This window comes from Pontibacter sp. CAU 1760 (assembly GCF_054482735.1).
The window spans coordinates 363,886-386,190 of sequence record NZ_JBTLRL010000002.1 but is presented as its reverse complement, the minus strand read 5'-3'; the positions used below and the strand labels follow the sequence as shown (position 1 = coordinate 386,190).

Genomic DNA, 22,305 nt, shown 5'->3' with positions numbered 1-22,305 from the left:
TATAGTAGCTACCGGTATACTTTACCCTACTATCTGGCATAAAAGGCAAAACGCACAAGAGGGAGAGCAAAAATATTTAGTGAAAGCCAACAAGCCTCCTGCTTACTACAATAGCAACAAACTGCGCTTAAATTTATAAAAATGACAGCTTGAAAACTATAAAAAAATCAACTTAGCATCAGCCTGAAAACATCTGCGAATCGGTCCGAAAATTGTACTTCAAGTGCCTGCTACAGGTGATTGCGCACGATGCCCGAAACGCTATCTTTACAGCACTAATTTTACTTACATGAACATTGGTACCACCGTGTCTTTTGATGACACAGCCGTAGCGTTTGGCTCAAAAACAGACGCTGAGTTATATAAGCTTTACCTGCTATTTAAAATGATGAACAGCAACACGCTCGTGAAAGTAGGCGGTTCCCTGCTGAACACGGCCATCAATCTGCACTTGCCCGTTAAGTTTATCATCAAGAAAACCGTTTTCAATCATTTCTGCGGTGGTGAGACCATTGAAGAGTCTGAACGCGCGATTCGTGAACTGAGCCAATACAATATCGGCACCATCCTGGACTACTCTGTGGAGGGGGAAGGCGACGAGAAAAGCTTTGATGCCACTTTGGCAGAACTGCTGCGCACCGTAGAGAAAGCCCGCGGGCATGCACTCATTCCTTTTTCTGTGTTCAAGGTAACCGGCCTGATTGATATTAATCTACTGGAGAAGGTGCAGACCCGCCAGGAGCTAAGCGTGGAGGAGCGTGCCGCCTTTGAGCGCGGGCGCGACCGCATGAATACCCTGTGCCGGCGATGCCACCAGGCCAACGTGCCGGTTTTTGTGGATGCCGAAGAGAGCTGGATCCAGGACACTATTGACCTGCTGGCCTATGAGATGATGGCCCGTTACAATACGGAGCGTGCCATTGTGTATAACACGTACCAGATGTACCGCCACGACCGGATGGAGGTGATTCGGCGGGATTACGCTGATGCCGTGAAAGGTGGTTATTACCTTGGGGCCAAACTAGTGCGCGGGGCCTACATGGAAAAAGAGCGCAAACGCGCGCAGGCCATGGGGTACCCCGACCCAATCAACCCGACCAAGGAGGCGTCTGATAAGCTGTTCGACAGTGCGCTGCGTTTTTGCATGGATCACCTAGATCGGATTTATTTCTGCGCCGGTACGCACAACGAGCAAAGCTCATACCTGCTGATGGACCTGATGGCAGCCCATAACATTGCGCCGGAAGACAAACGGGTTTACTTTTCACAGCTGTATGGCATGAGCGATAACCTGTCATATAACCTGGCCAAGGCAGGGTATAATGTGGCCAAGTACGTACCCTATGGACCTGTAGAGGCGGTAATGCCCTACTTGCTGCGGCGTGCCAACGAGAACACGGCCATTGCCGGGCAAAGCAGCCGGGAGTTCAGCCTGATCAACAGTGAAATAGAGAGACGAAAAGCTGAGAAGCATAGATAATTAGAAAAGGAGTGATAGCCGACGGGCTTCACTCCTTTTTTTCATGCCCATACCTCCAAACCATACTTAGCAGGTTGGCCTTCCCGGCGGGGCAAAATAAAAGGGCCCCACAGTTATGCAGGGCCCCTCTATGTGTTTCAGAACTATAAGCGAAACGCTCCAGTCCTAATATAATTACTCAACCACAGTAGCAGTAGAGTCAACTACAGTCTCCTCAACAACTGGAGCCTCTTCAACAACTGGAGCTTCTTCAACAACCTCAGTCTCTACAACTTCTGTTTCTACAGCTTCAGATTCAGTAGCGGCTTCTTCGTTGCAAGCAGTGAAAGAGAAAGCAAGAGCGATAACGGCGAAAGCGAATAAATTTTTCATTTTGTGTTGTGATTAAGTTTTTTGGTTTCGATTTTGAACTTCATACCGGAACGGGCGATAGGTAACCCGGCTTTTTAAAAAATAATTGAAAAACTTTAGCATACCACCACGAACAGCACACATCAAACTGGCAATCAACTCGATATGAATTATACTAAATGCGTTATTTATCATCAGCAGGGCAAAATAAAGGGGCCCCACAGTTATGCGGGGCCCCTTTATTTATTTCAGAACTATAAGCGAAATGCCCAAGCTCAGATATAATTACTCAACTACAGTTGCAGCAGAGTCAGTTACGATAGCAGTAGAATCTTCAACTACAGTCTCTTCAACAACTGGAGTCTCCTCAACAACCTCAGTCTCTACAACTTCAGTTTCAGTAGCAGCTTCTTCGTTGCAAGCAGTGAAAGAGAAAGCAAGAGCGATAACGGCGAAAGCGAATAAATTTTTCATTTTGTGTTGTGATTAAGTTTTTTGGTTTCGATTTTGAACTTCATACCGGAACGGGCGATAGGTAACCCGGCTTTTTAAAAAAAATAAAAATTATTTTTCAACGGGTTACATTGCGGCCCAAAAGGTATTAAAAATTGACAGGAATGAAGAAGAGTTTGTATGAGACGGATGAGGCGGTGATGGAAGGCATCCGACGCGACGATGAACGCGCATTAGCCCACCTGTACAAACTTTATTTCCCCATGATCTCTCATTTTATTATGAGCAACAGTGGAACTGATGACGAAGCCAAGGACATTTACCAGGAAGGCGTTATCGTATTTTACGAAAAGATCAGGGCCAATACGCTGGAACTGAACTGCCAGATCAAGACATACCTGTACTCGGTGTGCCGGCGGCTTTGGCTGAAGAGGTTGGCAGAAAAAGGCCGTTTTGCCACAAGGGTGGAGGATTCGGAGGGTTTTATACCCGTGGAGGAAGACACCCAGCAGCACGAAGAACAGGAAAGGCAATTTGACATTATGGGCGATGCCCTGGCGCAAGTGGGGGAACCCTGCCGCAGTTTGCTGGAAGATTTTTATATCAACACGCAAAACATGCAGGACATCACAGCAAAGTACGGCTACACGAACTCAGACACGGCCAAGAACCAGAAGTACAAGTGCCTGCAACGCCTGAAAAAAATATTTTTTGCCACCTACAAGCCAGAGGTGTAAGAGGAAAGAGATGAAACATGCCTGGGTACAGGCCAAGAGGACAATACCATGCTAGAGTATCGCGCTTACGAGCAAATAGAAAGTTACCTGAAGGGAGAGATGGCTGCTGAAGAAAAAGCCGCTTTCGAGGCCTTGTTGCATACGGATAGCCGCTTGCAGGAACAGGTACGCTCGCAGAAACAGCTTTTGCAGGCTATGAAGAGCTATGGCCAGCGCCAGACGCTCCGCAAACAGCTTAACTTGATACATGCGGAGATGGAGACTGAGACAACACAGGCTCCGGCTACACCTGCTGCCTGGAAAGTCTTCTTCAATCGTCATGCCCAGACAATGGCCGTGGCTGCCAGCGTGTCGCTGCTCTCTGTTTTCGGCGCGCACTGGAGCGTACAGCAAATGAAAGCTCCTGTACGCCAGCAAGCTGCCCGTTATGTAGAGCTTCGCCGTGAGGTAGAACTCCTCAAAAAGACGCAGACAGCCATCATAAATGGCATAAACGACGCTTCTAAACCTGCGCCACGGGCTGCGGCCTTCAGCGGCACCGGCTTTGCCATCAGTGCTGACGGCTACTTGGTTACCAGTTCGCATGTGGTAGAGGGTGCTGACTCTGTGCTGATCGAAAATAAATCTGGCCAGAAGTATAAAGTCACGGAGGTATACCGCGATCAAATCAATGACTTGTCTATCCTGAAGGTGGTTGACCCAACCTTCGTCTCTTTCGGTAACTTGCCTTACACCTTTAAAACGGCTGAGTCGCAGCTAGGCGAGAAAGTCTATACATTGGGTTACCCTCGCGAGGATATTGTATTCGGAGAAGGATCACTCAGTTCATCCACAGGCTTTGAAGGCGACACGACGGCTTACCAGATCTCTATCCCGCTTAACCCTGGTAACAGCGGTGGACCTTTGCTGGATGATAAAGGCAACCTGATTGGGGTAATTAGTGGTAAGCAAGCGGGCCAGGAGGGCGCTTCATTCGCCATCAAGTCAGCTTACCTGATGCAAATGATCAACGAACTGCCTTCTCAGGAGGCTCCGGTAAAGACAGCTATCCCTAAAAATAATGCACTTTCCGGTCAGAATAGGCCTCAGCAGCTTGAAAAGCTAAAAGATTACGTTTTTGTAGTCAAAGTATATAATTAATAAGTGAACGCCCTTTAGCTTTAAGTTAAAGGGCGTTTTTCGTTTAATTTACCCTCCTTAACGAACCCCTTCAGCTTAACATTTTCCGATAATTTCAGTTAAAATATAGTGTTACAGGAGATTACATAATTCCCTGACGTTAAATTTTAAACCTGAAAGCTATGAAAAAGAGAACAATAATCCCGATGGCACTTGCCTCAACACTATTTATGTTTAGCTGTGCCAGCTCGAATGAAAACATGACCGATGCAACCGCTATGGACGAAACGACGACCATGAGCGAAACCCAGACCATGGCAGGCTCTACCACCGACGCAGATGCAGCAACAATGCAGGCTTTGGTAATAGAAAGAGAGATCGTGGCACCTTTGGCTACCGTGACTATGGCAACGCTACCGCTAACCAATACTGTTGAAATAAGTGACATGTTTGATGACATTGATAACACGGAACAGTATAGCATTATGGATCTGGCTAGAAAAAGCCCTAACCTAACGACTTTCGTGAAGCTAATAGAACAAGCTAATCTGGTAGAGGATATTAACCGCTTAAATGAAGCAACGCTTTTTGCCCCTACCAATGAGGCCTTTGCCAAAATAGACCGAAGCAAACTGGAAATGTTGGTGATGCCAGAAAACCAGGCGAAGCTCATGCAGGTTATACAGGCCCACGTGCTGCCTAGCAAAGTAAGCTCGATGCAATTTAACACCTCTCAGCGAATCCAGGTTTCTGAGAACCGCTATATCCCGATTTCTTCGACCTTGAACGGTACGAACGTGATGATTGGGAACGCCAATATTGTGCAGAATAACATCGAAGGCTCCAACGGTTTTATCCATGTAGTGGATGCCGTTATCATGCCTGACCAGGTTGCCGTAGAGCAAGGCGCCGGTTACTAATCAGACAAACCTTATATCATAATTGTCATCTTACAACTAAAAGCGGTCTTCCTGAATTCGGGGAGACCGCTTTTGCTTTTAGCCACCCTCATACCCCTTCCCCCCGATTTAAACTGATTCAGCAGGATAGTCGTTTATTAAAGCCTGATATTATACTTATCAAATTATACCTATGAAAAAGAAACTTAAACTGGCAGTGGCCTTTGCCGCGATCCTGACGTTTAACTATGGTTGTGCCAGCTCAGACACCAGCACAGACCAGTCAGACATCTCCATCGAGCCCGCCTTGACAGACCAGAACGAAGCAAACCCTCAGGCCCCCATGGACCCAGATACAGACATGTCGGCGGAAGGCGAAACCAACCCAACTGTTTCGGCTAGTAACGAGATTGGCCGGAACATGAACATTGTGGCACTGGTGCAGCAAAACCCTAACTTATCTACCTTCTTCGAGTTGGTTCGGGCAGCCGACATGGTGGTGATCTTAGAAAGCCCGGCCCCATACACAGTGTTCGCCCCTACCAATGAGGCCTTTGCAGACCTCCCTACGGGTACCCTGGAGGCCCTGAAAAACCCATCCAGTAAAATGGAACTGACCCGTATTCTGCAGGCCCATGTGCTCCCCAATAGAATCAGCACGGCTGAGATGAAACCCGATATGCCCATGCTAACAGCCCAAGGCCAGGAAGTGATTGTAAAACGCACCGGCTCGGTGCTAACGGTGGGCGGGGCACGCATTCTGGAAGCCGATGTGCAGGCATCAAACGGAATTGTGCACGTTGTTGACAAAGTGCTCGTCCCTCCCCACCAATAGGACAAAATGAGCATCGCAGCTGAGCCAACTATGGCTAAAGTTGTAACTATACGCTGCTGTTGCCGTTAAAACAGGCAGGCAGGGCAGTTTTGCATTATGAAGCTGTCGCCTGCCTCAGATACTAATTAACCTATAAATTAAAAGTAGAGCTATGACAGATAGAACAGATAATTCGGGAATGATGACCGCAATGTTTCCAGACAGGGATGCCGCAGAACGCGCCTATGATGAATTAAGAGCACGCGGATATGATAAAGATGACATTAACGTAGTTATGTCAGATGACGCCCGTAAGCGCCACTTCGGTGATGACGATAAAGACGACACAACAGAATTAGGCAACAAGTCGCTGGAAGGCACAGGGGCTGGTTCAGCCATTGGTGGTACCTTAGGTGCCATTATCGGTGCTGTCGCCGCCATTGGTACCTCAGTAGCCATACCAGGCTTAGGCTTAGTGGTAGCAGGACCACTGGCAGCAGGCTTAGCCGGCGCCGGCGCCGGTGGATTGACCGGTGGATTGATTGGCGCCTTAGTAGGTGCCGGTATTCCGGAAGAACGCGCGAAAGTGTACGAGTCCGGTGTAAAGGAAGGCAACATTGTCTTAGGTTTCCGTCCGCACAACGCTGAGGATGCCCGTTACTTTGAAACTCATTTCAACAAAAACAGAGGAGAGCACATTTATTACTAAAGCACCGCTCTCAAAAAGACAAACAGAACAGCCTGCCCCTCAACGGGCAGGCTGTTCTGTTTTATACCCCTCATTGCTGCCAACGAGATGATCGGTTTAAGCTATAATGCGATGCATAGGAGGCAAACAATTCAGGGTGAACACGTAAGCAAGTATACTAAAATTCAATCTAATCTTAAACAACCAGAAACTATGAAAAGTACCGCATTTATAGCCGTTTGCCTATTCGGGATGCTTAGTTTGGCATCGTGCAACTCTGGCAACGGCGAGCAAGAGGCTGAGGGCACTGCCACCGTAGCCGGAGCCGATGCTGCCTTGACAGAAGAAAACGAAGAGCTGCTGGCATTTGCTGCCCGAAACAACATGCTCCTGATTAGACTTGGGCAGCTTGGCGCCGAGAAAGCCAGCACCGACAACCTGAAGCAGTATAGCCAGCAGATGGTTACCTGGTATGAAACCAAGCAACAGGAGTTACAGGAGCTGGCTCAGCAGTATAACATAACGCTGCCTGCCAACCTCGAGGAAAAGCAGACAGAATACCTTGACGAACTGCAGAAAACGGAGGCCGATGAGTTTGAGGAAGGATTCTGGGACACGATGGGAGACGCGCAGCAAGAGGCCCTGGAAAAATACAGGGACAACTTAGCCGATGTGGAGGAAGCCAATATGAATGCCTTTACCTTATGGGCCCGTAGCACGCAGAAAGAGCTGCAGGCACAAATGGAAAAAGCGAAGGCAATGGAATTGGAAGCTGAAAATACGGAAGGCGGTATCTCAAACAGCTTGTAAACAGTTACTTGATATGTACCGATCATGAAGGAGGAGCTTTTCTTAGAGAGGCTCCTCTCCTTTTTTACAGGATACCCTTTAGAACATTCCAGGTATGTTGCGCCAGCACTTTTTGCCCCTCTGCGTTCGGATGCAGGCCGTCAGGCAGGTTTAGGTAGCGGTTACCCACCACTCCTTCCAACAGGAACGGGATGAACAAAGCATTCTCCTTTAGGGCCAGCTCCCGGAAAATTTTCCGGAACTCTGCCGCGTAGCGCCCAGGTATGATGTCCGGGATTTCCATACCTGAGACAATCACCTTCACATCCGGGTACCGGTGCTTTACCTGCCGGATGATCTCGTGTAGGTTTTGGCTGGTTTCGCGGGCAGGGATGCCACGCAACCCATCGTTTGCGCCCAAGGCTAGAACTAAGATCGCTATCGGTTCCTGCAGCCACCTGTCCAACCGGTGCACCCCGGCAGCAGAGGTATCGCCGCTCAAGCCGGCGTTTATTACTTTATAGGCATCATACCCTTCCTGCTTTAACTGTTCCTGTAACAAGCTAGGGTATGCTTGTGCCGCAGGCAGGCCGTAGCCAGCCGTCAGGCTGTCCCCAAAAAACAGAATGTTCTTCATCGCTAATAGGCAAAACGTAGGTTCAACTGTACTGCTTTCTTTTACAATTGTTTATCACAGGCATAAAAAAAGAGGCTACCGAAATACCGGTAACCCCTTCTGATTATTCTGAATTTGTGAGTGTTAGTCTACACTTTCTTTCATCTGGTGCAGTTTCTGGCAAGTCTCTAACGAAGACTGCTTTTGCTTCTCTACCATCTGCACAATGTTCTGCGGTAATTCCGCCTTGTGGTCCAGTGCATCGTTATAGGCTTTCTGCGCCCACTCCTCACCGTACAGGTTCGACTTGATGATAGACTCTTCGTCGCGTCCGGCAACGGAGTTTTTCACATCCATCCAGCCACGGTAAAACTTGCCTTTCATGGTGGTGCCTTCCTGCTTCTCACCCCCGAAGCTGCTGATGGTACTATTGATCTCACGCGAAAAGCTGTTGCTTTCCTGGATCAGGTTGTCATAGTACGACTTGTGCGCCGGGTTCTTGGTGAGTTCTGAGGCGTGCTTGTAGCCTTCTATTCTATCGTTAACGAACTGGTTCAGTTCCTGTAAAACTTCTATTGTTTTTTCATTACGGTCTTGCATAGCTTTATTTTATTTGGTTCTTATGCTACAGGAAACGAAAAAAACTCTTTTAGAGTTATATTTTACTGGTTTTATACCCGTATAGAAAAAAGTAAATGTGCTGCACAGAACCCGTACCTCCTCTATGAATTGAGAAGTTTTCCTGTTACATTACAGGTTAAAGAAATGTGGCAACATGCGCATATAATATGCGGCATCACTTTTGCGTAGTACATTACTGTAAGTCCAATCCATAAATAGATGCTATCATTGACAACCCGTTTTAAAATATTCCTATCAGTTTTTGTTGTGATCCTGCTCACAGGCTCCTTCATTTTCTATAGCCGGGACAATGCTCCGGAAGGGAAGAACCAGATTCTCATCAAAGCCCTGATGCAGGGCCTAAGCTCAGGCCATTACCAGCCTGAGAAAATAGATGACGCTTTCTCGCAGAAGGTTTTCGATTTATACCTCGACAGGCTCGACTTCAACAAGAAGTTCCTGCTTGCGTCGGATGTACAGAACCTGCGCAAGTACCGCACATCGCTCGATGAACAGTTGCGCCAAGGCTCGCTGGAATTCTTCGATATTTCTGCAGACCTGATTGCCCAGCGCATCAAAGAGTCAGAAGCTTATTACAAGGAAATCCTGGAGAAGCCATTTGACTTTGCAGTAAACGAATCCATTGAGACCGACGGTGAGAAGCTGGCGTATGCCAAAGACAAAGCAGCCTTGAAAGAGGCGTGGCGCAAGCAGCTCAAGTACCAGACGCTTGTCCGTTTGGTAGACCTGCAGGAAGAACAGCAAAAAGCCATCGAAAAAGGTGAGAAAACGGAGAAGAAGTCGGTAACGGCGTTAGAAAAAGAAGCCCGCGAGAAGGTAAAGAAAACCTACGACGACCTGTACAGCCGCCTTGCCAAAGTAAATAACGAGGATCGCCGCTCTACTTATATCAATGCGATCACGAACGTATATGACCCGCACACGGGCTATTTCCCGCCGAAGGACAAGGACAACTTTGACATTGAGTTCACTGGCCGTTTGGAGGGTATAGGTGCTTCGTTACAGGAAAAAGACGGCGAGATTAAAGTGATGGAGATCGTACCGGGCAGCCCCTCTTACCTGCAAGGCGACCTGAAACCGGGCGATGCGATACAGCGCGTAGCCCAGGGCAATGGCGAACCAGTGCTGATAGAAGGTATGCGCCTGGACGACGCCATCCAACTGATCCGTGGCAAGAAAGGAACTGAAGTGCGCCTGACGGTAAAGAAACCCGATGGTTCTACCAAGGTGATACCGATTGTGCGTGACGTGATTGTGCTTGATGAAGGCTATGCCCAGTCAGCGATCATCAACGACGGTAAAAAAATCGGATATATAAAGCTTCCTGGCTTTTATGCTGATTTCCAGAACAAGGATGGCCGCTTTAGCGGTGCTGACGTGAAGAAGGAAGTAGAGAAATTAAAATCAGCCGGTATGGAAGGCCTGGTATTAGACCTGCGCAATAACGGCGGTGGATCCCTGTCTGACGCTGTGGAAATGGCCGGTCTGTTCATCGACCAGGGCCCGATCGTGCAGGTGAAGACGGCATCCGGCAAAGCCGTGGTGCTCGACGACCGTGACCCGAAAGTGCAGTATGATGGTCCGCTTGTAGTGTTGGTGAACTCTAACAGTGCATCCGCCTCCGAGATTTTGGCAGCCGCCATGCAGGATTACAAGCGTGCCGTGATTGTGGGTAGCCCAACGTATGGCAAAGGCACCGTGCAGCAGTTCTTTGAACTGGATGATGCACTGCCGGCGCAGTTCAACAGCTTTAAGCCATTTGGTGCCCTTAAGCTAACGACACAGAAGTTCTACCGCATTAACGGTGGCACGACACAATTACGCGGCGTAACGCCAGACGTAATTCTGCCAGACGCCTACAGCTTCTTGGAGCTTGGCGAGAAAGAGCAGGACTACCCGCTGCCGTTTGATGAAATTGCCCCAGCTAAGTATAAGACCTGGAAAAACGGTGCCGTGAACCTGCAGCAAATACAAGCAAACAGTAAGGCGCGTGTGGCGCAGAACAACAGCTTCGCCTTGATTAAAGAGAGTGCTGAACGCCTGAAAAAGCAGTCCGATAAAACGGAGCGTTCGCTGCAGCTAGAGCAGTACAAAGCAGAGCAGGCGCAGGCCGAAGCCATAACAAAACGCTATGAGGCTGCCCAAAAGGAAATCCCAGTGTTGGATGTTGCCCGTTTGCAGCAGGACCTGCAGGCACTGTCTAGCGACACAGCCAAGGTGGTGCGTAACAAGGAGTTCATGAAGAGCCTGAAGCAGGACGTATACCTGGAAGAAGCCGTGGCAATCATCAAAAAAGACCTGAAATAACAACCCGGAAATAACCAAGTAGAAACGCCAGCTATGATTCATAGCTGGCGTTTTTTATATTAGATTACGCTAATCCTCCCATTATGCCACACTCCTTCTGCTTAAACCGACGATCTTCTACCCCTTGTCCCTCTAGTTTCCTGGGGCTCCTCCTGCTTATACCGTTTTTGATCAGCAGCTGCGCAACGCAGCCTAAAGCTTCGCAAGACCTCCAGCGGGGACTCGTGACAGATAAAGCCATGGTGGTTTCGGCACACCCTGAAGCGTCGCGGATAGGTATGGAGATTCTGAAAAAAGGGGGTAACGCCTACGATGCCGCCGTTGCCACTCAGTTTGCGCTGGCCGTGGTATTGCCTGCTGCCGGAAACATTGGCGGTGGTGGCTTTCTGGTATACCGGCATCACAACGGCACCACCGGAACTATTGATTACCGCGAAACGGCTCCAGGCGCTGCCACAGCTACCATGTACCAGGACGTTGCTGGCAATGTAGTGCAAGGGCTCAGCACAGCCGGACACCTGGCAGCAGGCGTACCCGGCACCGTAGACGGCATGGTACAGTTGCATGCTAAACTAGGCTCGCTCTCCTGGGCCGAGCTTGTACAACCAGCCATTGACCTGGCCCTGCACGGTGTGGTATTGACAGAGAAAGAAGCCAATGGCCTGAACTATACCAAAGCCGCTTTCATCCAATTTAACAAGCACCGCCCCTACCTGGTAACCGAAGGAACCTGGCTGGCTGGCGATACGCTCCGGCACACAGATCTCGGCCATACCCTGGAGCGTATCCGCGACCAGGGCCGCGAAGGCTTCTATGCAGGCAAGACGGCAGACCTGTTGGTACGCGAAATGCAGCGCAGCAACGGTATCATCACGCACGAGGACTTGCAGCATTATACCGCCGTGTGGCGCAACCCGGTGCAAGGAACCTACAAAGGCTTTCAGGTGATTTCGATGGCACCACCATCCAGCGGCGGCGTAGCCTTGCTGCAGTTGCTGCAGCTTACCGCACCCTACGAACTGGGCAGCTATGGCTGGCAAAGTGCCCCTGCCGTGCAACTCATGACAGAAGCCGAACGCCGCGTGTATGCCGACCGGGCCACTTACCTGGGAGACCCCGATTTTGTGGAGGTGCCTTTGCAGGAACTGTTGGACCCAACTTACCTGAAACAGCGCATGGCGTCTTTTGATTTCGCTAAAGCCACTCCCTCCTCCGCCATCAAAGCGGGCGACTTGCCAGTATATGAGACAGAGCAAACCACCCATTTCAGCATCGTAGACCCCCAGGGCAACGCTGTGTCTGCCACAACCACGTTGAATGGTGGGTATGGCTCGAAAGTGGTGGTAGAAGGTGCCGGGTTTTTGTTGAACAATGAAATGGATGATTTCAGCGTGAAGCCTGGGGTGCCCAACATGTTTGGGTTAGTAGGAGGAAAAGCCAACGCCATCTCCCCCAACAAACGCATGCTCAGTTCCATGACGCCCACCATCCTCGAAAAAAACGGCAAACTCTATATGGTTGTGGGCTCACCGGGAGGATCTACTATTATTACGTCAGTATACCAAGCCATTCTGAATGTGGTAGCACATAACATGACGATGCAGGAGGCAGTGGCCGCACCACGCTTTCACCATCAGTGGCTCCCCGATGAGATTCAGCACGAGCCAAGCGCCATTGCGCCGGAAGTACGGCAGATCCTGCAAAACAAAGGGTATAAGCTTAAGGAGAGAAACCCCTATGGCCGGATTGATGCGATCCTGGTACTGCCCGATGGCAGGCTAGAGGCCGGTGCCGACCCACGTGGGGATGATGCCGCTGCCGGATTCTGATGTTTCCTGCTATTCAAGCGAAAGGGGCCTGTTGCGAACACAACAGGCCCCTTTCGGCGTAGGTTTTTAACGGATTAATGCTTCAGCATTCTGCTCTGGAATACTTCTTCGCCAGCTATTACCTGGAGGAGGTAGATACCCTTCGGCAACTTGGCAAGCGCTGCGTTCAGCACCTGCTGCGCGTTTTCTTGGGTACCATTCACAATCAAATGTGCCTTACCATCCATCCCGTGCACAGCCAGGCGGATTGTCTGCTGTTTGGCTACCCGCTCTGGCAAAATCAGGCGTACAGCCGCATCAGCTGGGTTTGGATAAACCTTGAACTGCCCTTTGGTGGCATCAGCTATGCCGGTGGTATTGTCGTTATCCTCGATAAGCAAGCTGTATACAGCCTGTACCCCTACAGCCAGGTTAGCGCTAGTGAAACTGATCTGGAACTGCACTTCCTTGGTTGGCTCAAACACGTTATCATCCAGTACGGCAAGGGTGAAGGAGGTCGTGGTGGCACCCGCTGGCACGGCAAGCGTTAGTTTGCCCCTTTCCATACCTGCTATGGTATAATCTGAGGCGGTGGCCGTTGCATCGGGCTGGGTTGTGATGGTGATAGTCTGGGCGGCAGCTTGGGCTTCAGACAGGGCCAGGTTTACCATGACACTGCCAGCATCTTCCCCTACAGTCAGGCTGCTCTGCGCAAAGGTCGCTACAGGCGTCACGCTCAGATCAAAGCGGGCCGAAACAGGCACGTGGTCAGACGTGGTTTCCCTAAAGTCCGTGATGGTATTCAAAAACTTTTCCTCCACCTGCACCGAACTGCTGATGTACTCCTGTGTGAGGGGCTCCGAAATAATAATATGATCCAGGAAGCTCCGCAGCGAACCAGATTGGTAAGTTGCTGCATCAGCCACACTAAGCTCGTAGGTTAGGGCTGCATAGCCTGCATCAACAACAAAAGCCTCGTATGTGGATGCGTTGTTAGTACCAACCACTGAAATATCCACATCGTCGTTATAGTCGCCAAGCAGCACCAGGTTCGTGTTGGCATACTGCGCGTCTAGCGAGTCTTTTAATACCTGCACATCGTATTTGCGTCGCTCATACTGCTGCATGTCGTCCCCGCTGTTGGCTTTGGCGTGGATGTTCACCACGTTTACGGTCTGTGTTATGCCGTTCAGGTTTACCTCGAACTGCACCAGGTAAGGAAGCCTGCCGCTGGCCCAGAACGTGGCGCTGTTACTGTGCGGATAGTTGGGCAGGGTGGCATTGCCCGCTACAATATCGCTGTATAGTTTAGACAACAGCACCTTTTCTTTCTTGACCCGCACCACCGCCGGATTGTACAGGAAGTAAAGCTTCTGCGAATTGTCACCTGACTGCCACTCAGTCTCCATTGTCTCGTAGCCATACCCCATTTCCTCAGCCAGTTTCCTGATAGCGTCGCTGTCCGAGATTTCCTGTACCCCAATGATGTCGGCTTCCAAACCTTGCAGCACTTTCTTCGCGTTGGCAAACTGCAAGGCATCATCCGAAGGGCCGTTACCAGCAGAGCCGAACCACTCGATGTTCCAGGTGACGATATCCAGTGTTTGGTCCCGCAGAATAGAGGAACCTGCCAGGCTGCCCCGCTGCTCGTTTAGTTCGGTGCCGCTGGTAAACGAAATTGCACCTGTTAGTTTAACAGCTTTGGTGGCAGGCTTAAACCGCACGTAAACTGTTTGGTCAGTAGCGGCATCTGAAGGGGTATAAGTGAGCGCCTGGGCAAAAGCCTCGCTGTCTTTCGAGATCTCAAAGTTTTGCGGTGCCGTCAGTACCACGTCCTGCGCATACCCTTCGGCCTTGAACTGGAATGATCTGGTAGCTGAGACTGCCCCCACAGCCACATCGCCAAAGTTTAAGCTTGTGTTCTCTGTCAACAACTGGCGACTTACGTCCCGCACCTCCACGTTGTCTACCATCCAGCGCGATGCCTGGTTCGAGCCGGCGCCGGAGGTATAAACGAACGCAACATACAGAGCAGTGCTGTTCTTGTAAGCTTCCATGCTCACTTTCGCCTGCGTCCAGGAATCAGAGTCTACAGCAGGAAAAGCCGCCTCAACTTCAGTCCAATCAGCAGGGTTGATGGTGCCGGAATTATCGTACGTAGTGGATACCATCAGCTTGAGGCCCGGGCCCCGGTATTTCGAGATGCTCCAGAATGACAGTTGGGGTTTGGGCAGGCTTGCCAGGTTAAATGCCTCAGACAGCAGCCAGTCTTCGTTCTCAACGCTGCTCCGCACGCTGCTGTCATAGCCGTTCATCTGCATGGCGCCGGTGCCGTCCAGGCCAAAATCAGAGCAACTCCAAGTGCCGTTGCCCTGCAGGCTCACCTGTGCCCAGCCCCCTGCCAGGGTCTCGCTGCCGTAGGTGCAGGTGTTAAAATCCTGCTTGTAAGGGTATGTCGTAATCGTTGTCTGTGCGTTAACCTGCAGCTCCGCAAAAAAGCATAGGCCAGCCACCACCACAGCGGTCAGCTTGTGTAAATTTTTCACCATAGACTTGTTGTATTGCTATTAGAAAGGATTGTAAGGACTCGAATGGCTAAAGAAATTTAACCCGCAAAAGCACTGCGGCGGTACCTGGCGTACCGGGTTATCATTACAAATTTAGCAGAAATGAGCAGTTAACCGAAACCTGTTTGCCCGGACTCCCGCTTTTGCCATCCGCACCAACAAGCAACGGCAGCATTTATACCTTTGACCAACAATTGTTTACATTTCATCAAATGCCTGTTCCAGATCACGTATCAGGTAGTCCGGATCTTCTAAACCAATGTAAAATCGGATGAGGTTGTGCGGCAGGTCAAATTGCATGTCGTCGGAGGCGTAGGCTGCCGACATCGGGAAGATCAGCGACTCGTGCCCGCCCCAGGAAGCCGCCATCAGGAAATGCTGCAGGTGGTCGCAGAAGGCATCTACTTTCCTGCGTTTGTCTGTGCGAAGGATAATGGAAAACTGGCCCGCATTGTCACGCATCTGTTTTTTAGCCAGTTCATACTGCGGGTGGTCTGGCAGAAACGGGAACAGCACCTGCGCTACTTTGGGGTGGTTGGCCAGGTAGTCGACAACTTTGCGAGTAGAGGCGGCCACCCGCTCCATGCGCACCGGCAGGGTGCGTAAGCCACGTATAAACAGCCAGGCATCGTGCGGCGACATCACGGCACCCAGCGTCATGTACTCATTCCTGAATATATTAGTGATCTGCTCCCTGGATCCGCAAACGATACCGCCCATCACGTCAGAGTGGCCGCCAATGTACTTGGTGCAGGAATGCACCACCAGGTCGATGCCAAACGCAAGCGGGTTCTGGTAGAGTGGGCTGGCAAAGCTGTTGTCTACGATGGTGGTGCAATTATACCGCCTGCCCAGTGCCGCTACCGCTTGCAGGTCCTGCAGTTCGAAGGTAAAGGAAGTCGGGCTCTCAAGGTAGAGCAGTCTAGTGTTTGGCCGGATGGCCTGCTCCAGCAACTCGACCTCACTGCCTTTCACCATCGTAACCTGTATCCCAAAGCGCGGCAGAAATTTACGCAGCAAATTTTTAGTCCAGGTATACACCTGCTGCACGCACACAATATGGTCGCCTGCCTTCACCTGCGAGAGTACCGCCGCCGACACGGCCCCCATCCCACTGCCAAAGGCAATCGCATCCTCCGCTTTTTCGAGTGCCGCCAGTTTCTGCTCCAGTATCCGGACGGTGGGGTTGTTGCCGCGGGTATAAAGGTAAACCTCGGATTCTTGCTGCAGCTTCTGCCGCATCTCGGCAACAGAACTGCTGGCGAAATTGCTGGTCTGGATAATGGGTGGCGCTACGGCGTCAAAATACTTTTCCCGCTCCTCTCCTAGTTCGTTGATAATGTATGATATATCCATCTTACTGCTGTTTATACCCGACGCTTAATCCCTATAGCCCTCTTACGTATTTACCATCCTACGCGATAAAACTAATTTAATTAGCAATATTTAACGCTTTGTTAAACTCCTCATGAGACATCTTAAAATTATTTTCAAAAACTCCTCTCACAGTCTCTAAAGGCCTGTTTTATACTATAATTTTTAGCATTTCATGCAACTGATAGCAGCCCTGAAGTGTTGTGTATGTATGAAAGAGAAAGAAGAGGAAAACGTTGTTTCGCTGTATCCGGAGGAGCAGAAAGCGACCGAAAAAGAGTGGCAGAAATCTATTCCGGCACAGGTATTTCTGAACTACTTTTTTGCTATAAATTATCATATCCAGCACTTCAACGACAATGGCCTGGACCACCTGGCTTTCTTTAAAGAGGCGAAGCCCGAGCTGAGCGAACACGACCTAGCGGAAGTGAAACGCCTGATGTTGAGCTGCTGGAGTACTGAATATGCCCTGCGCGCAACGGCAGAACTGGGTGACGAGGCTTATATGCGCAATGCCCTGCACTGGACTTTCCCGCAGGCTTATTATACTGTGTTTGCAGGCTTGCAGGCTTTCCTGCGTACGCGTGGCGTTACATCAGGGCATGAAGGCTTGGTGCTCCGCGAGGCGGGCCGGCTAGTGGTCAGAAACGCTTACCCGCGTGCCATAGGCTTTTACGCTTCCGGTCACTTCGATGAGTTTAACGTCAACCGCCTGCCATTGGCCCACTACAAGCCCGGTTTGCAGATTGCGGGCAAGGAACTAGAGGCACAGGCGCAGATCGGGCAGTTTTTGCGTACGACCCGCCGCCAAAAGGCCAAACAGGTACGGCAGCAGGTGCAGACAAATCCGGCAACAGCCATCCGCAGCAGCCGCACCAACGAGGTGTTACAGAAGTTCGGTCCGCAGCATTGGCAGCAGCTCACCTGGCGCCTGGGTTATACCTCTATCTTTGATTTGATGGCGCGCCTTCGCATCTCATCGTCGCACCGCGAGATAGAGCGTTTTGTGCAAGCCGACATCGACTTTAAGCTGTTTCATGAGTCGCTGTTGCAGATTGTGAGTTACCTGAATGGCGTGCACGAGAGCTATGTGGCGCAGGCCATGGGCATTACCCAATACGAGGCCTTCGTACAGGAACTGCCCAAGCACTTGCAGCATTCTTTTGTGGCTGCCCGTATGCACGAGCGCATCAAGCCGCTGCTCGGTGAAGAGGATTACCGATTGGGGCAGGCGGCGTAAGCGGCTTCTTCATGTACATATTCCTGGCTCCCGTAGGTTCATCCTGCGGGAGCTTTTTGTTGTTGCCCCATGTAAGCCTGAACTCACAATCGCCCACAATACACCCTGCCTTGTCTCTAACCGTCTGCGCCTGGTCGGTCCGCAACATGGCAATCGCATCTGCGCAGTTAAATCAGCAATTAAACTTTTCAAAGCTGCTATTTATTTACGAATTTTGCAGATTGTTTAAAACGACCACTATTACTTAGAAATAGCATGCAATTGAGCGAACAGGAACTACGCAGACGCCACGAGCGCGAAGAGTTGGAGAAAATGGGTATCAACCCATACCCTTCTGAGACCTTTGAAGTTACTGCCACTGCCAAAGAGATAAAGGAGAATTTCGATAAAGAGCAGAATAACTTTCAGGAAGTGACGCTGGCAGGTCGCTTGATGAGCCGCCGCGTGATGGGGAAAGCCTCTTTTGCAGAGCTGATGGATAGCACAGGCCGTATCCAGATCTACGTATCGCGCGACGACATTGCACCGGGCGAGAACAAGGATATGTATAACACGGTGTTCAAGAAGATGCTGGACATCGGTGACTTCATCGGGATAAAAGGCTACGCTTTCGTAACACAGGTTGGCGAAACGTCGGTGCACGTAACAGAACTGACCGTGCTCACTAAATCACTGAAGCCCCTTCCGATTGTGAAGCGTGAGGTGGACGAGAACGGTGTGGAGCATGTATACGACGCCTTCAGCGACCCGGAACTGCGTTACCGCCAGCGCTATGTAGACATGATCGTGAACCCGCATGTGCGTGAGACTTTCAAGAAGCGCACGCAGCTGGTAAACTCTATGCGCAGCTTCCTGGGCGACAAAGGCTATTTAGAGGTAGAAACCCCAATCCTGCAGCCGCTTTACGGTGGTGCCGCTGCCCGTCCTTTCAAAACGCACCACAACACCTTGGACATGACGCTGTACATGCGCATCGCCAACGAGTTATACCTCAAGCGCCTGATCGTGGGTGGTTTTGACGGGGTGTTTGAGTTTGCAAAGGACTTCCGTAACGAGGGTATGAGCCGTTTCCACAACCCGGAGTTTACGCAGGTGGAGCTATACGTGGCTTACAAAGACTATAACTGGATGATGGACCTGGTGGAAGCTATGGTGGAAAAAGTAGCCCTGGACCTGCACGGGAAAACGGAAGTACAGGTGGGTGAGAACATCATCAACTTCAAGCGCCCCTGGAAGCGTTTCACCATGTTCGAGGCGATTGAGCACTTCACGAAGATCGATATCTCGGAGATGGAAGAGCCGGAACTGCGCCAGACAGCCGAAGGCCTTGGCATCAAGATCGACCCTAGCTTAGGAAAAGGAAAGATCATCGACGAGATTTTCGGGGAGACCTGTGAGCCATACCTGATCCAGCCAACCTTCATTACGGACTACCCTGTGGAGATGAGCCCGCTGGCGAAGAAGCACCGCAGCAAGCCAGGTCTGGTAGAGCGCTTCGAGGCGATCTGCAACGGCAAGGAAATCTGCAACGCTTTCTCTGAGCTGAACGACCCGATTGACCAGCGCGCCCGCTTCGAGGAGCAACTGGAACTGGGCAAGCGCGGCGATACGGAGGCCATGGTGCTGGACGAGGACTTCCTGCGTGCCCTGGAGTACGGCATGCCGCCTACAGCCGGTCTGGGTATCGGTATCGACCGCCTGAGCATGATCATGACGAACTCGCACTCGATTCAGGATGTACTGTTCTTCCCGCAGATGAAGCCGGAAAAACAGGCTAAGAAAGAAGAGGAGAAGTAACCTCTATAAATAGCTTGTAAACAGAAAGCGCCTGCTAAAGTATAGCAGGCGCTTTCTGTTTTATCTTAAAATTTATTACACGCCCGGTGTGTTTCTGGCCGTATTAGTCATGTTCTTCACTTCCTGATCATCCCACTTGTCAGGGTCTGTGTACGGGCTTTTCTTCCAGGTGCCGGCAGCTGTGGTAGCGGGCTTGCCTGAACTGTCAGTTGCTGATAAGTTAGGTGCCTTGTTCACATAGGCGTTCGTTGTACCGTCCTTCTTCGTCAGTTTATCTGTCCAGGCACTGGCCTTTTCTTTGCCGGAGGCATAGCTTTTGTTTACTTTGTCTCCGAGTTTCGTGGCTGAGTCTGCTACCTTTTTGCGGGTAACATTTCCCTTATCAGGCGCTAACAACACCCCGGCCAATGCTCCAACGGCTGCGCCGGCCACAAGCCCTATTGCCATACCTGCTCCTCCACTGCTTTTCTTTGTTGAGGTGTCGGGCTTTTGCTTTATTTGACGGATAGACGAATTCGTAGTGTAGTTTGATGGATTTTCACCGAGGGATCTGCATTCCATATGAGTTTTCATAGTCTAGTTTGAATTAAAAAAAATAATTGCCTTCGTTTTAAAAAATTGACCTGATTGTTATCAAATCGTCATCTATATAAACGGGAGCCAAGGCAATTGGTTAGCGGCCCCGCTAAAAACAAAAGCGCCTGCTCCGTAGAGCAGGCGCTTTCTTTAGGCCTACAGGCAACCTGTCGGTTGCTGCAGTTACCTAACCAATAACCTTATACATTACTTCCGGTTGAACCTGCAGCAGATCCGGTTGAGCCGGTGGCAGATGCGCCAGTCGCAGAAGTGCCCGTGGTGCTTCCGGTTGAGCCTGTCGTAGAAGCAGACGTATGGCCAGTACCTGTGGTGTTGGCGCCGTCTTTCTTCATGGTTTCATTTACTTTCGCATAAGCCTCGTTGCTCATGTTCTTGATCTCGTCCAAACCGGTCTGCAAGTTCTTCTCTAAGTCCTTGCTTACTTTGCCAGCCCATTTTTTAACACTTGTACGGGTAGCCTCGCCTGTGTCAGGAGCCATCATCAAACCGGCAATTACACCTGCGCTTGCACCGGCCAACATAGCCAGCAATATCTTTCCGCTATTATCTTTCATAGTTTTAGGTTGTTATTAAATTAATTTAAAAGCTGTTGATTATCTATGTATTTAGTAACGTTCATATATAGCATTAAGTTATAACTATACAGAAGAATTCAATTATAGTAAGCTTAAAGCTATACCGATGGTCCTAAAATCTGCTAAATCAATGCAATGCGCAAGGATTCTCTAGAATTTCAGCTCCGAGATCAGGTGCACGATTTCGTCTTTTGTTTTGCCGAGCCTGATTTGCAAACGGTCCAGCAGGTCTTTTTCACCACCCTGCTCATAGGCTAGGTCATCCTCGGTTAGTTCTGCATAGTTGTTTCGGAGTTGCCTTCTCACATCCTCCCAAGAGCCATGCATCACCAGCTCATCGTCTTGCTGCTGGCCTTTTCTGGATTTCAGGTTAGCTGTCCAGCGCTTGAGGGTCTGGTTAATCTCATCGCCGGCCTCCGTCAGGCTCTGGCGCACATTTTCGCGGGCTGCGCGGCCGTCTTCCGGTGCGAGCAGCACACCCGCCAATATACCGGCCCCCAAGCCTGCCAGCGAGGCCAGGAGTATCTTACTGTTATCGTTATTTAAATTATCCATCGTTTTGTTTGTTTTGGTGTACATGGGATCTGGTTCTCTTTGTTTTTAAGCTTGGACCGGCAGTTCAGCTATACCCAGAAATAATCGTTTCTCTGGATATATTCCATAGTTTTGCACTTCGTGAAATACATACGGGTATCGCCATACTAGGTTAATGCCTGCACAATATCCCATACAGCTGCGTATAAGCCCGTACACACCACCAACCTGTTTCCATGAAGATTTTGACATGGGCTGTTCTGACACTAGCATGCACCAGCCTGCTCTCCTGCACCAGCCAGAAAAACGTGCAGTCCTCTTGCATCGACCCCCAGAAAATTAACCCGGAGGGCATTTGCACCATGCAGTATGACCCTGTGTGCGGCTGCGATGGCAAGACCTACAGCAATGCCTGCATGGCCGATATAGCAGGGGTCACAGGTTATACTGCCGGCCCTTGCAACAGCCAACCTTAGCCATGAGAGCCAACTATTAGTTAAACAAATACAGCTATGAGCGATAAAAAATATTTTAAACAGACCAATCCTTTTCGGGTGCCTACCCACGACGGGAAACTGATTGAGGAGCATTTTGGCCACGCCTCTACCCGAACCGGCGGATTCAGTGTGGCCCACATGGTGGCACCACCGCACTGGGGCGAGCCGCACCAAAAACCGGAATTCGACGAGATAACGATCGTAACCCGTGGCCGAAAGCGCATTGAGATTGATGGCGAGGAAGTGGAAGTGAAAGCCGGAGAATCGTTGCTGATCAAAGCCGGTGCCCGTGTGCGCTACGCCAATCCTTATGACGAGGAGGCCGAGTACTGGTCTGTCTGCATCCCGGCCTTCGATATCAGCACGGTGCATCGGGAGGATGAATAACAGAACCCACTAAAAAGACACACTCACCTTCCCA

The 22,305-nt window shown here is 50.3% G+C and carries 22 protein-coding genes; 13 read left to right on the top strand and 9 right to left on the bottom strand.

Going from position 1 to position 22,305, the window contains the following annotated elements:
- The first annotated feature begins 289 nt into the window (after positions 1-289).
- Positions 290-1,480: a proline dehydrogenase family protein gene (locus ACXYMU_RS04125; RefSeq protein ID WP_458985086.1), complete on the top strand. Its 1,191-nt coding sequence runs from the start codon at positions 290-292 to the stop codon at positions 1,478-1,480.
- 174 nt (positions 1,481-1,654) lie between these two features.
- Here the strand turns inward: ACXYMU_RS04125 and ACXYMU_RS04120 are convergent, their stop codons facing one another.
- Together ACXYMU_RS04120 and ACXYMU_RS04115 are read right to left on the bottom strand one after the other, a co-directional pair.
- Entirely contained in the window at positions 1,655-1,852 is a 198-nt protein-coding gene (locus ACXYMU_RS04120; protein WP_458985085.1) for a hypothetical protein, read from the bottom strand.
- A 264-nt stretch (positions 1,853-2,116) separates the two neighbouring features.
- Complete coding sequence (locus ACXYMU_RS04115; protein ID WP_458985084.1) at positions 2,117-2,305, bottom strand: hypothetical protein; 189 nt, start codon at positions 2,303-2,305, stop codon at positions 2,117-2,119.
- A gap of 143 nt (positions 2,306-2,448) precedes the next feature.
- On the opposite strand from ACXYMU_RS04115, the gene ACXYMU_RS04110 reads away from it, so the two are divergent.
- The 6 genes from ACXYMU_RS04110 (at position 2,449) to ACXYMU_RS04085 (ending at position 7,351) form a co-directional block, all read left to right on the top strand.
- Positions 2,449-3,021: an RNA polymerase sigma factor gene (locus ACXYMU_RS04110; protein ID WP_458985083.1), complete on the top strand. Its 573-nt coding sequence runs from the start codon at positions 2,449-2,451 to the stop codon at positions 3,019-3,021.
- Positions 3,022-3,069: 48 nt separating this feature from the next.
- Positions 3,070-4,161 carry a S1C family serine protease gene (locus ACXYMU_RS04105; RefSeq protein WP_458985082.1) on the top strand — a complete coding sequence of 364 codons (1,092 nt, stop codon included), beginning with the start codon at positions 3,070-3,072 and terminating at the stop codon, positions 4,159-4,161.
- Between the two features lie 161 nt (positions 4,162-4,322).
- Positions 4,323-5,060: a fasciclin domain-containing protein gene (locus ACXYMU_RS04100; protein WP_458985081.1), complete on the top strand. Its 738-nt coding sequence runs from the start codon at positions 4,323-4,325 to the stop codon at positions 5,058-5,060.
- A gap of 172 nt (positions 5,061-5,232) precedes the next feature.
- Positions 5,233-5,874, top strand: a complete 642-nt coding sequence (locus tag ACXYMU_RS04095; protein WP_458985080.1) for a fasciclin domain-containing protein — start codon at positions 5,233-5,235, stop codon at positions 5,872-5,874.
- Between the two features lie 151 nt (positions 5,875-6,025).
- Positions 6,026-6,562, top strand: a complete 537-nt coding sequence (locus ACXYMU_RS04090; RefSeq protein ID WP_458985079.1) for a hypothetical protein — start codon at positions 6,026-6,028, stop codon at positions 6,560-6,562.
- Positions 6,563-6,754: 192 nt separating this feature from the next.
- Entirely contained in the window at positions 6,755-7,351 is a 597-nt protein-coding gene (locus ACXYMU_RS04085) for a DUF4142 domain-containing protein (RefSeq protein WP_458985078.1), read from the top strand.
- A gap of 64 nt (positions 7,352-7,415) precedes the next feature.
- On the opposite strand, the gene ACXYMU_RS04080 is transcribed toward ACXYMU_RS04085, so the two are convergent.
- Positions 7,416-7,967: an arylesterase gene (locus ACXYMU_RS04080; RefSeq protein ID WP_458985077.1), complete on the bottom strand. Its 552-nt coding sequence runs from the start codon at positions 7,965-7,967 to the stop codon at positions 7,416-7,418.
- 123 nt (positions 7,968-8,090) lie between these two features.
- Complete coding sequence (locus ACXYMU_RS04075; protein WP_458985076.1) at positions 8,091-8,546, bottom strand: PA2169 family four-helix-bundle protein; 456 nt, start codon at positions 8,544-8,546, stop codon at positions 8,091-8,093.
- A 288-nt stretch (positions 8,547-8,834) separates the two neighbouring features.
- On the opposite strand from ACXYMU_RS04075, the gene ACXYMU_RS04070 reads away from it, so the two are divergent.
- The gene (locus ACXYMU_RS04070; protein WP_458985075.1) at positions 8,835-10,895 is read left to right on the top strand and encodes a carboxy terminal-processing peptidase; all 2,061 of its coding nucleotides are present in this window, start codon (positions 8,835-8,837) and stop codon (positions 10,893-10,895) included.
- A 239-nt stretch (positions 10,896-11,134) separates the two neighbouring features.
- Positions 11,135-12,724: a gamma-glutamyltransferase gene (ggt, locus tag ACXYMU_RS04065; RefSeq protein ID WP_458985226.1), complete on the top strand. Its 1,590-nt coding sequence runs from the start codon at positions 11,135-11,137 to the stop codon at positions 12,722-12,724.
- 74 nt (positions 12,725-12,798) lie between these two features.
- Here the strand turns inward: ggt and ACXYMU_RS04060 are convergent, their stop codons facing one another.
- Both ACXYMU_RS04060 and ACXYMU_RS04055 read right to left on the bottom strand, forming a co-directional pair.
- Positions 12,799-15,252, bottom strand: coding sequence for a choice-of-anchor J domain-containing protein (locus ACXYMU_RS04060; protein WP_458985074.1), 2,454 nt, complete (start codon positions 15,250-15,252; stop codon positions 12,799-12,801).
- A gap of 216 nt (positions 15,253-15,468) precedes the next feature.
- On the bottom strand, positions 15,469-16,626 hold the full coding sequence (locus ACXYMU_RS04055; RefSeq protein WP_458985073.1) for a trans-sulfuration enzyme family protein: 1,158 nt from the start codon (positions 16,624-16,626) through the stop codon (positions 15,469-15,471).
- Between the two features lie 229 nt (positions 16,627-16,855).
- Between ACXYMU_RS04055 and ACXYMU_RS04050 the strand changes: the two genes are divergently transcribed.
- Both ACXYMU_RS04050 and lysS read left to right on the top strand, forming a co-directional pair.
- Positions 16,856-17,884 (top strand): hypothetical protein, encoded by a 1,029-nt coding sequence (locus ACXYMU_RS04050; protein WP_458985072.1) that lies wholly within the window; start codon positions 16,856-16,858, stop codon positions 17,882-17,884.
- Positions 17,885-18,139: 255 nt separating this feature from the next.
- On the top strand, positions 18,140-19,681 hold the full coding sequence (lysS, locus tag ACXYMU_RS04045; protein ID WP_458985071.1) for a lysine--tRNA ligase: 1,542 nt from the start codon (positions 18,140-18,142) through the stop codon (positions 19,679-19,681).
- Positions 19,682-19,756: 75 nt separating this feature from the next.
- Here lysS and ACXYMU_RS04040 read toward each other — a convergent pair whose 3' ends face one another.
- The 3 genes from ACXYMU_RS04040 to ACXYMU_RS04030 all read right to left on the bottom strand — a co-directional run bounded on the left by ACXYMU_RS04040 (position 19,757) and on the right by ACXYMU_RS04030 (position 21,408).
- Complete coding sequence (locus ACXYMU_RS04040; protein WP_458985070.1) at positions 19,757-20,128, bottom strand: YtxH domain-containing protein; 372 nt, start codon at positions 20,126-20,128, stop codon at positions 19,757-19,759.
- A 329-nt stretch (positions 20,129-20,457) separates the two neighbouring features.
- Entirely contained in the window at positions 20,458-20,832 is a 375-nt protein-coding gene (locus ACXYMU_RS04035) for a YtxH domain-containing protein (protein ID WP_458985069.1), read from the bottom strand.
- 171 nt (positions 20,833-21,003) lie between these two features.
- Complete coding sequence (locus ACXYMU_RS04030) at positions 21,004-21,408, bottom strand: hypothetical protein (protein WP_458985068.1); 405 nt, start codon at positions 21,406-21,408, stop codon at positions 21,004-21,006.
- A gap of 215 nt (positions 21,409-21,623) precedes the next feature.
- On the opposite strand from ACXYMU_RS04030, the gene ACXYMU_RS04025 reads away from it, so the two are divergent.
- Positions 21,624-21,863, top strand: a complete 240-nt coding sequence (locus ACXYMU_RS04025; RefSeq protein WP_458985067.1) for a Kazal-type serine protease inhibitor domain-containing protein — start codon at positions 21,624-21,626, stop codon at positions 21,861-21,863.
- A 36-nt stretch (positions 21,864-21,899) separates the two neighbouring features.
- Positions 21,900-22,271 carry a cupin domain-containing protein gene (locus ACXYMU_RS04020; protein WP_458985066.1) on the top strand — a complete coding sequence of 124 codons (372 nt, stop codon included), beginning with the start codon at positions 21,900-21,902 and terminating at the stop codon, positions 22,269-22,271.
- Positions 22,272-22,305: the final 34 nt, after the last annotated feature.

Coding starts and splice junctions, on each gene's coding strand:
- ACXYMU_RS04125 (WP_458985086.1), top strand. CDS start 290: ATGAACATTGGTACCACCGTGTCTTTTGATGACACAGCCGTAGCGTTT.
- ACXYMU_RS04120 (WP_458985085.1), bottom strand. CDS start 1,852: ATGAAAAATTTATTCGCTTTCGCCGTTATCGCTCTTGCTTTCTCTTTC.
- ACXYMU_RS04115 (WP_458985084.1), bottom strand. CDS start 2,305: ATGAAAAATTTATTCGCTTTCGCCGTTATCGCTCTTGCTTTCTCTTTC.
- ACXYMU_RS04110 (WP_458985083.1), top strand. CDS start 2,449: ATGAAGAAGAGTTTGTATGAGACGGATGAGGCGGTGATGGAAGGCATC.
- ACXYMU_RS04105 (WP_458985082.1), top strand. CDS start 3,070: ATGCTAGAGTATCGCGCTTACGAGCAAATAGAAAGTTACCTGAAGGGA.
- ACXYMU_RS04100 (WP_458985081.1), top strand. CDS start 4,323: ATGAAAAAGAGAACAATAATCCCGATGGCACTTGCCTCAACACTATTT.
- ACXYMU_RS04095 (WP_458985080.1), top strand. CDS start 5,233: ATGAAAAAGAAACTTAAACTGGCAGTGGCCTTTGCCGCGATCCTGACG.
- ACXYMU_RS04090 (WP_458985079.1), top strand. CDS start 6,026: ATGACAGATAGAACAGATAATTCGGGAATGATGACCGCAATGTTTCCA.
- ACXYMU_RS04085 (WP_458985078.1), top strand. CDS start 6,755: ATGAAAAGTACCGCATTTATAGCCGTTTGCCTATTCGGGATGCTTAGT.
- ACXYMU_RS04080 (WP_458985077.1), bottom strand. CDS start 7,967: ATGAAGAACATTCTGTTTTTTGGGGACAGCCTGACGGCTGGCTACGGC.
- ACXYMU_RS04075 (WP_458985076.1), bottom strand. CDS start 8,546: ATGCAAGACCGTAATGAAAAAACAATAGAAGTTTTACAGGAACTGAAC.
- ggt (WP_458985226.1), top strand. CDS start 11,135: ATGGTGGTTTCGGCACACCCTGAAGCGTCGCGGATAGGTATGGAGATT.
- ACXYMU_RS04060 (WP_458985074.1), bottom strand. CDS start 15,252: ATGGTGAAAAATTTACACAAGCTGACCGCTGTGGTGGTGGCTGGCCTA.
- ACXYMU_RS04055 (WP_458985073.1), bottom strand. CDS start 16,626: ATGGATATATCATACATTATCAACGAACTAGGAGAGGAGCGGGAAAAG.
- ACXYMU_RS04050 (WP_458985072.1), top strand. CDS start 16,856: ATGAAAGAGAAAGAAGAGGAAAACGTTGTTTCGCTGTATCCGGAGGAG.
- lysS (WP_458985071.1), top strand. CDS start 18,140: ATGCAATTGAGCGAACAGGAACTACGCAGACGCCACGAGCGCGAAGAG.
- ACXYMU_RS04040 (WP_458985070.1), bottom strand. CDS start 20,128: ATGGCAATAGGGCTTGTGGCCGGCGCAGCCGTTGGAGCATTGGCCGGG.
- ACXYMU_RS04035 (WP_458985069.1), bottom strand. CDS start 20,832: ATGAAAGATAATAGCGGAAAGATATTGCTGGCTATGTTGGCCGGTGCA.
- ACXYMU_RS04030 (WP_458985068.1), bottom strand. CDS start 21,408: ATGGATAATTTAAATAACGATAACAGTAAGATACTCCTGGCCTCGCTG.
- ACXYMU_RS04025 (WP_458985067.1), top strand. CDS start 21,624: ATGAAGATTTTGACATGGGCTGTTCTGACACTAGCATGCACCAGCCTG.
- ACXYMU_RS04020 (WP_458985066.1), top strand. CDS start 21,900: ATGAGCGATAAAAAATATTTTAAACAGACCAATCCTTTTCGGGTGCCT.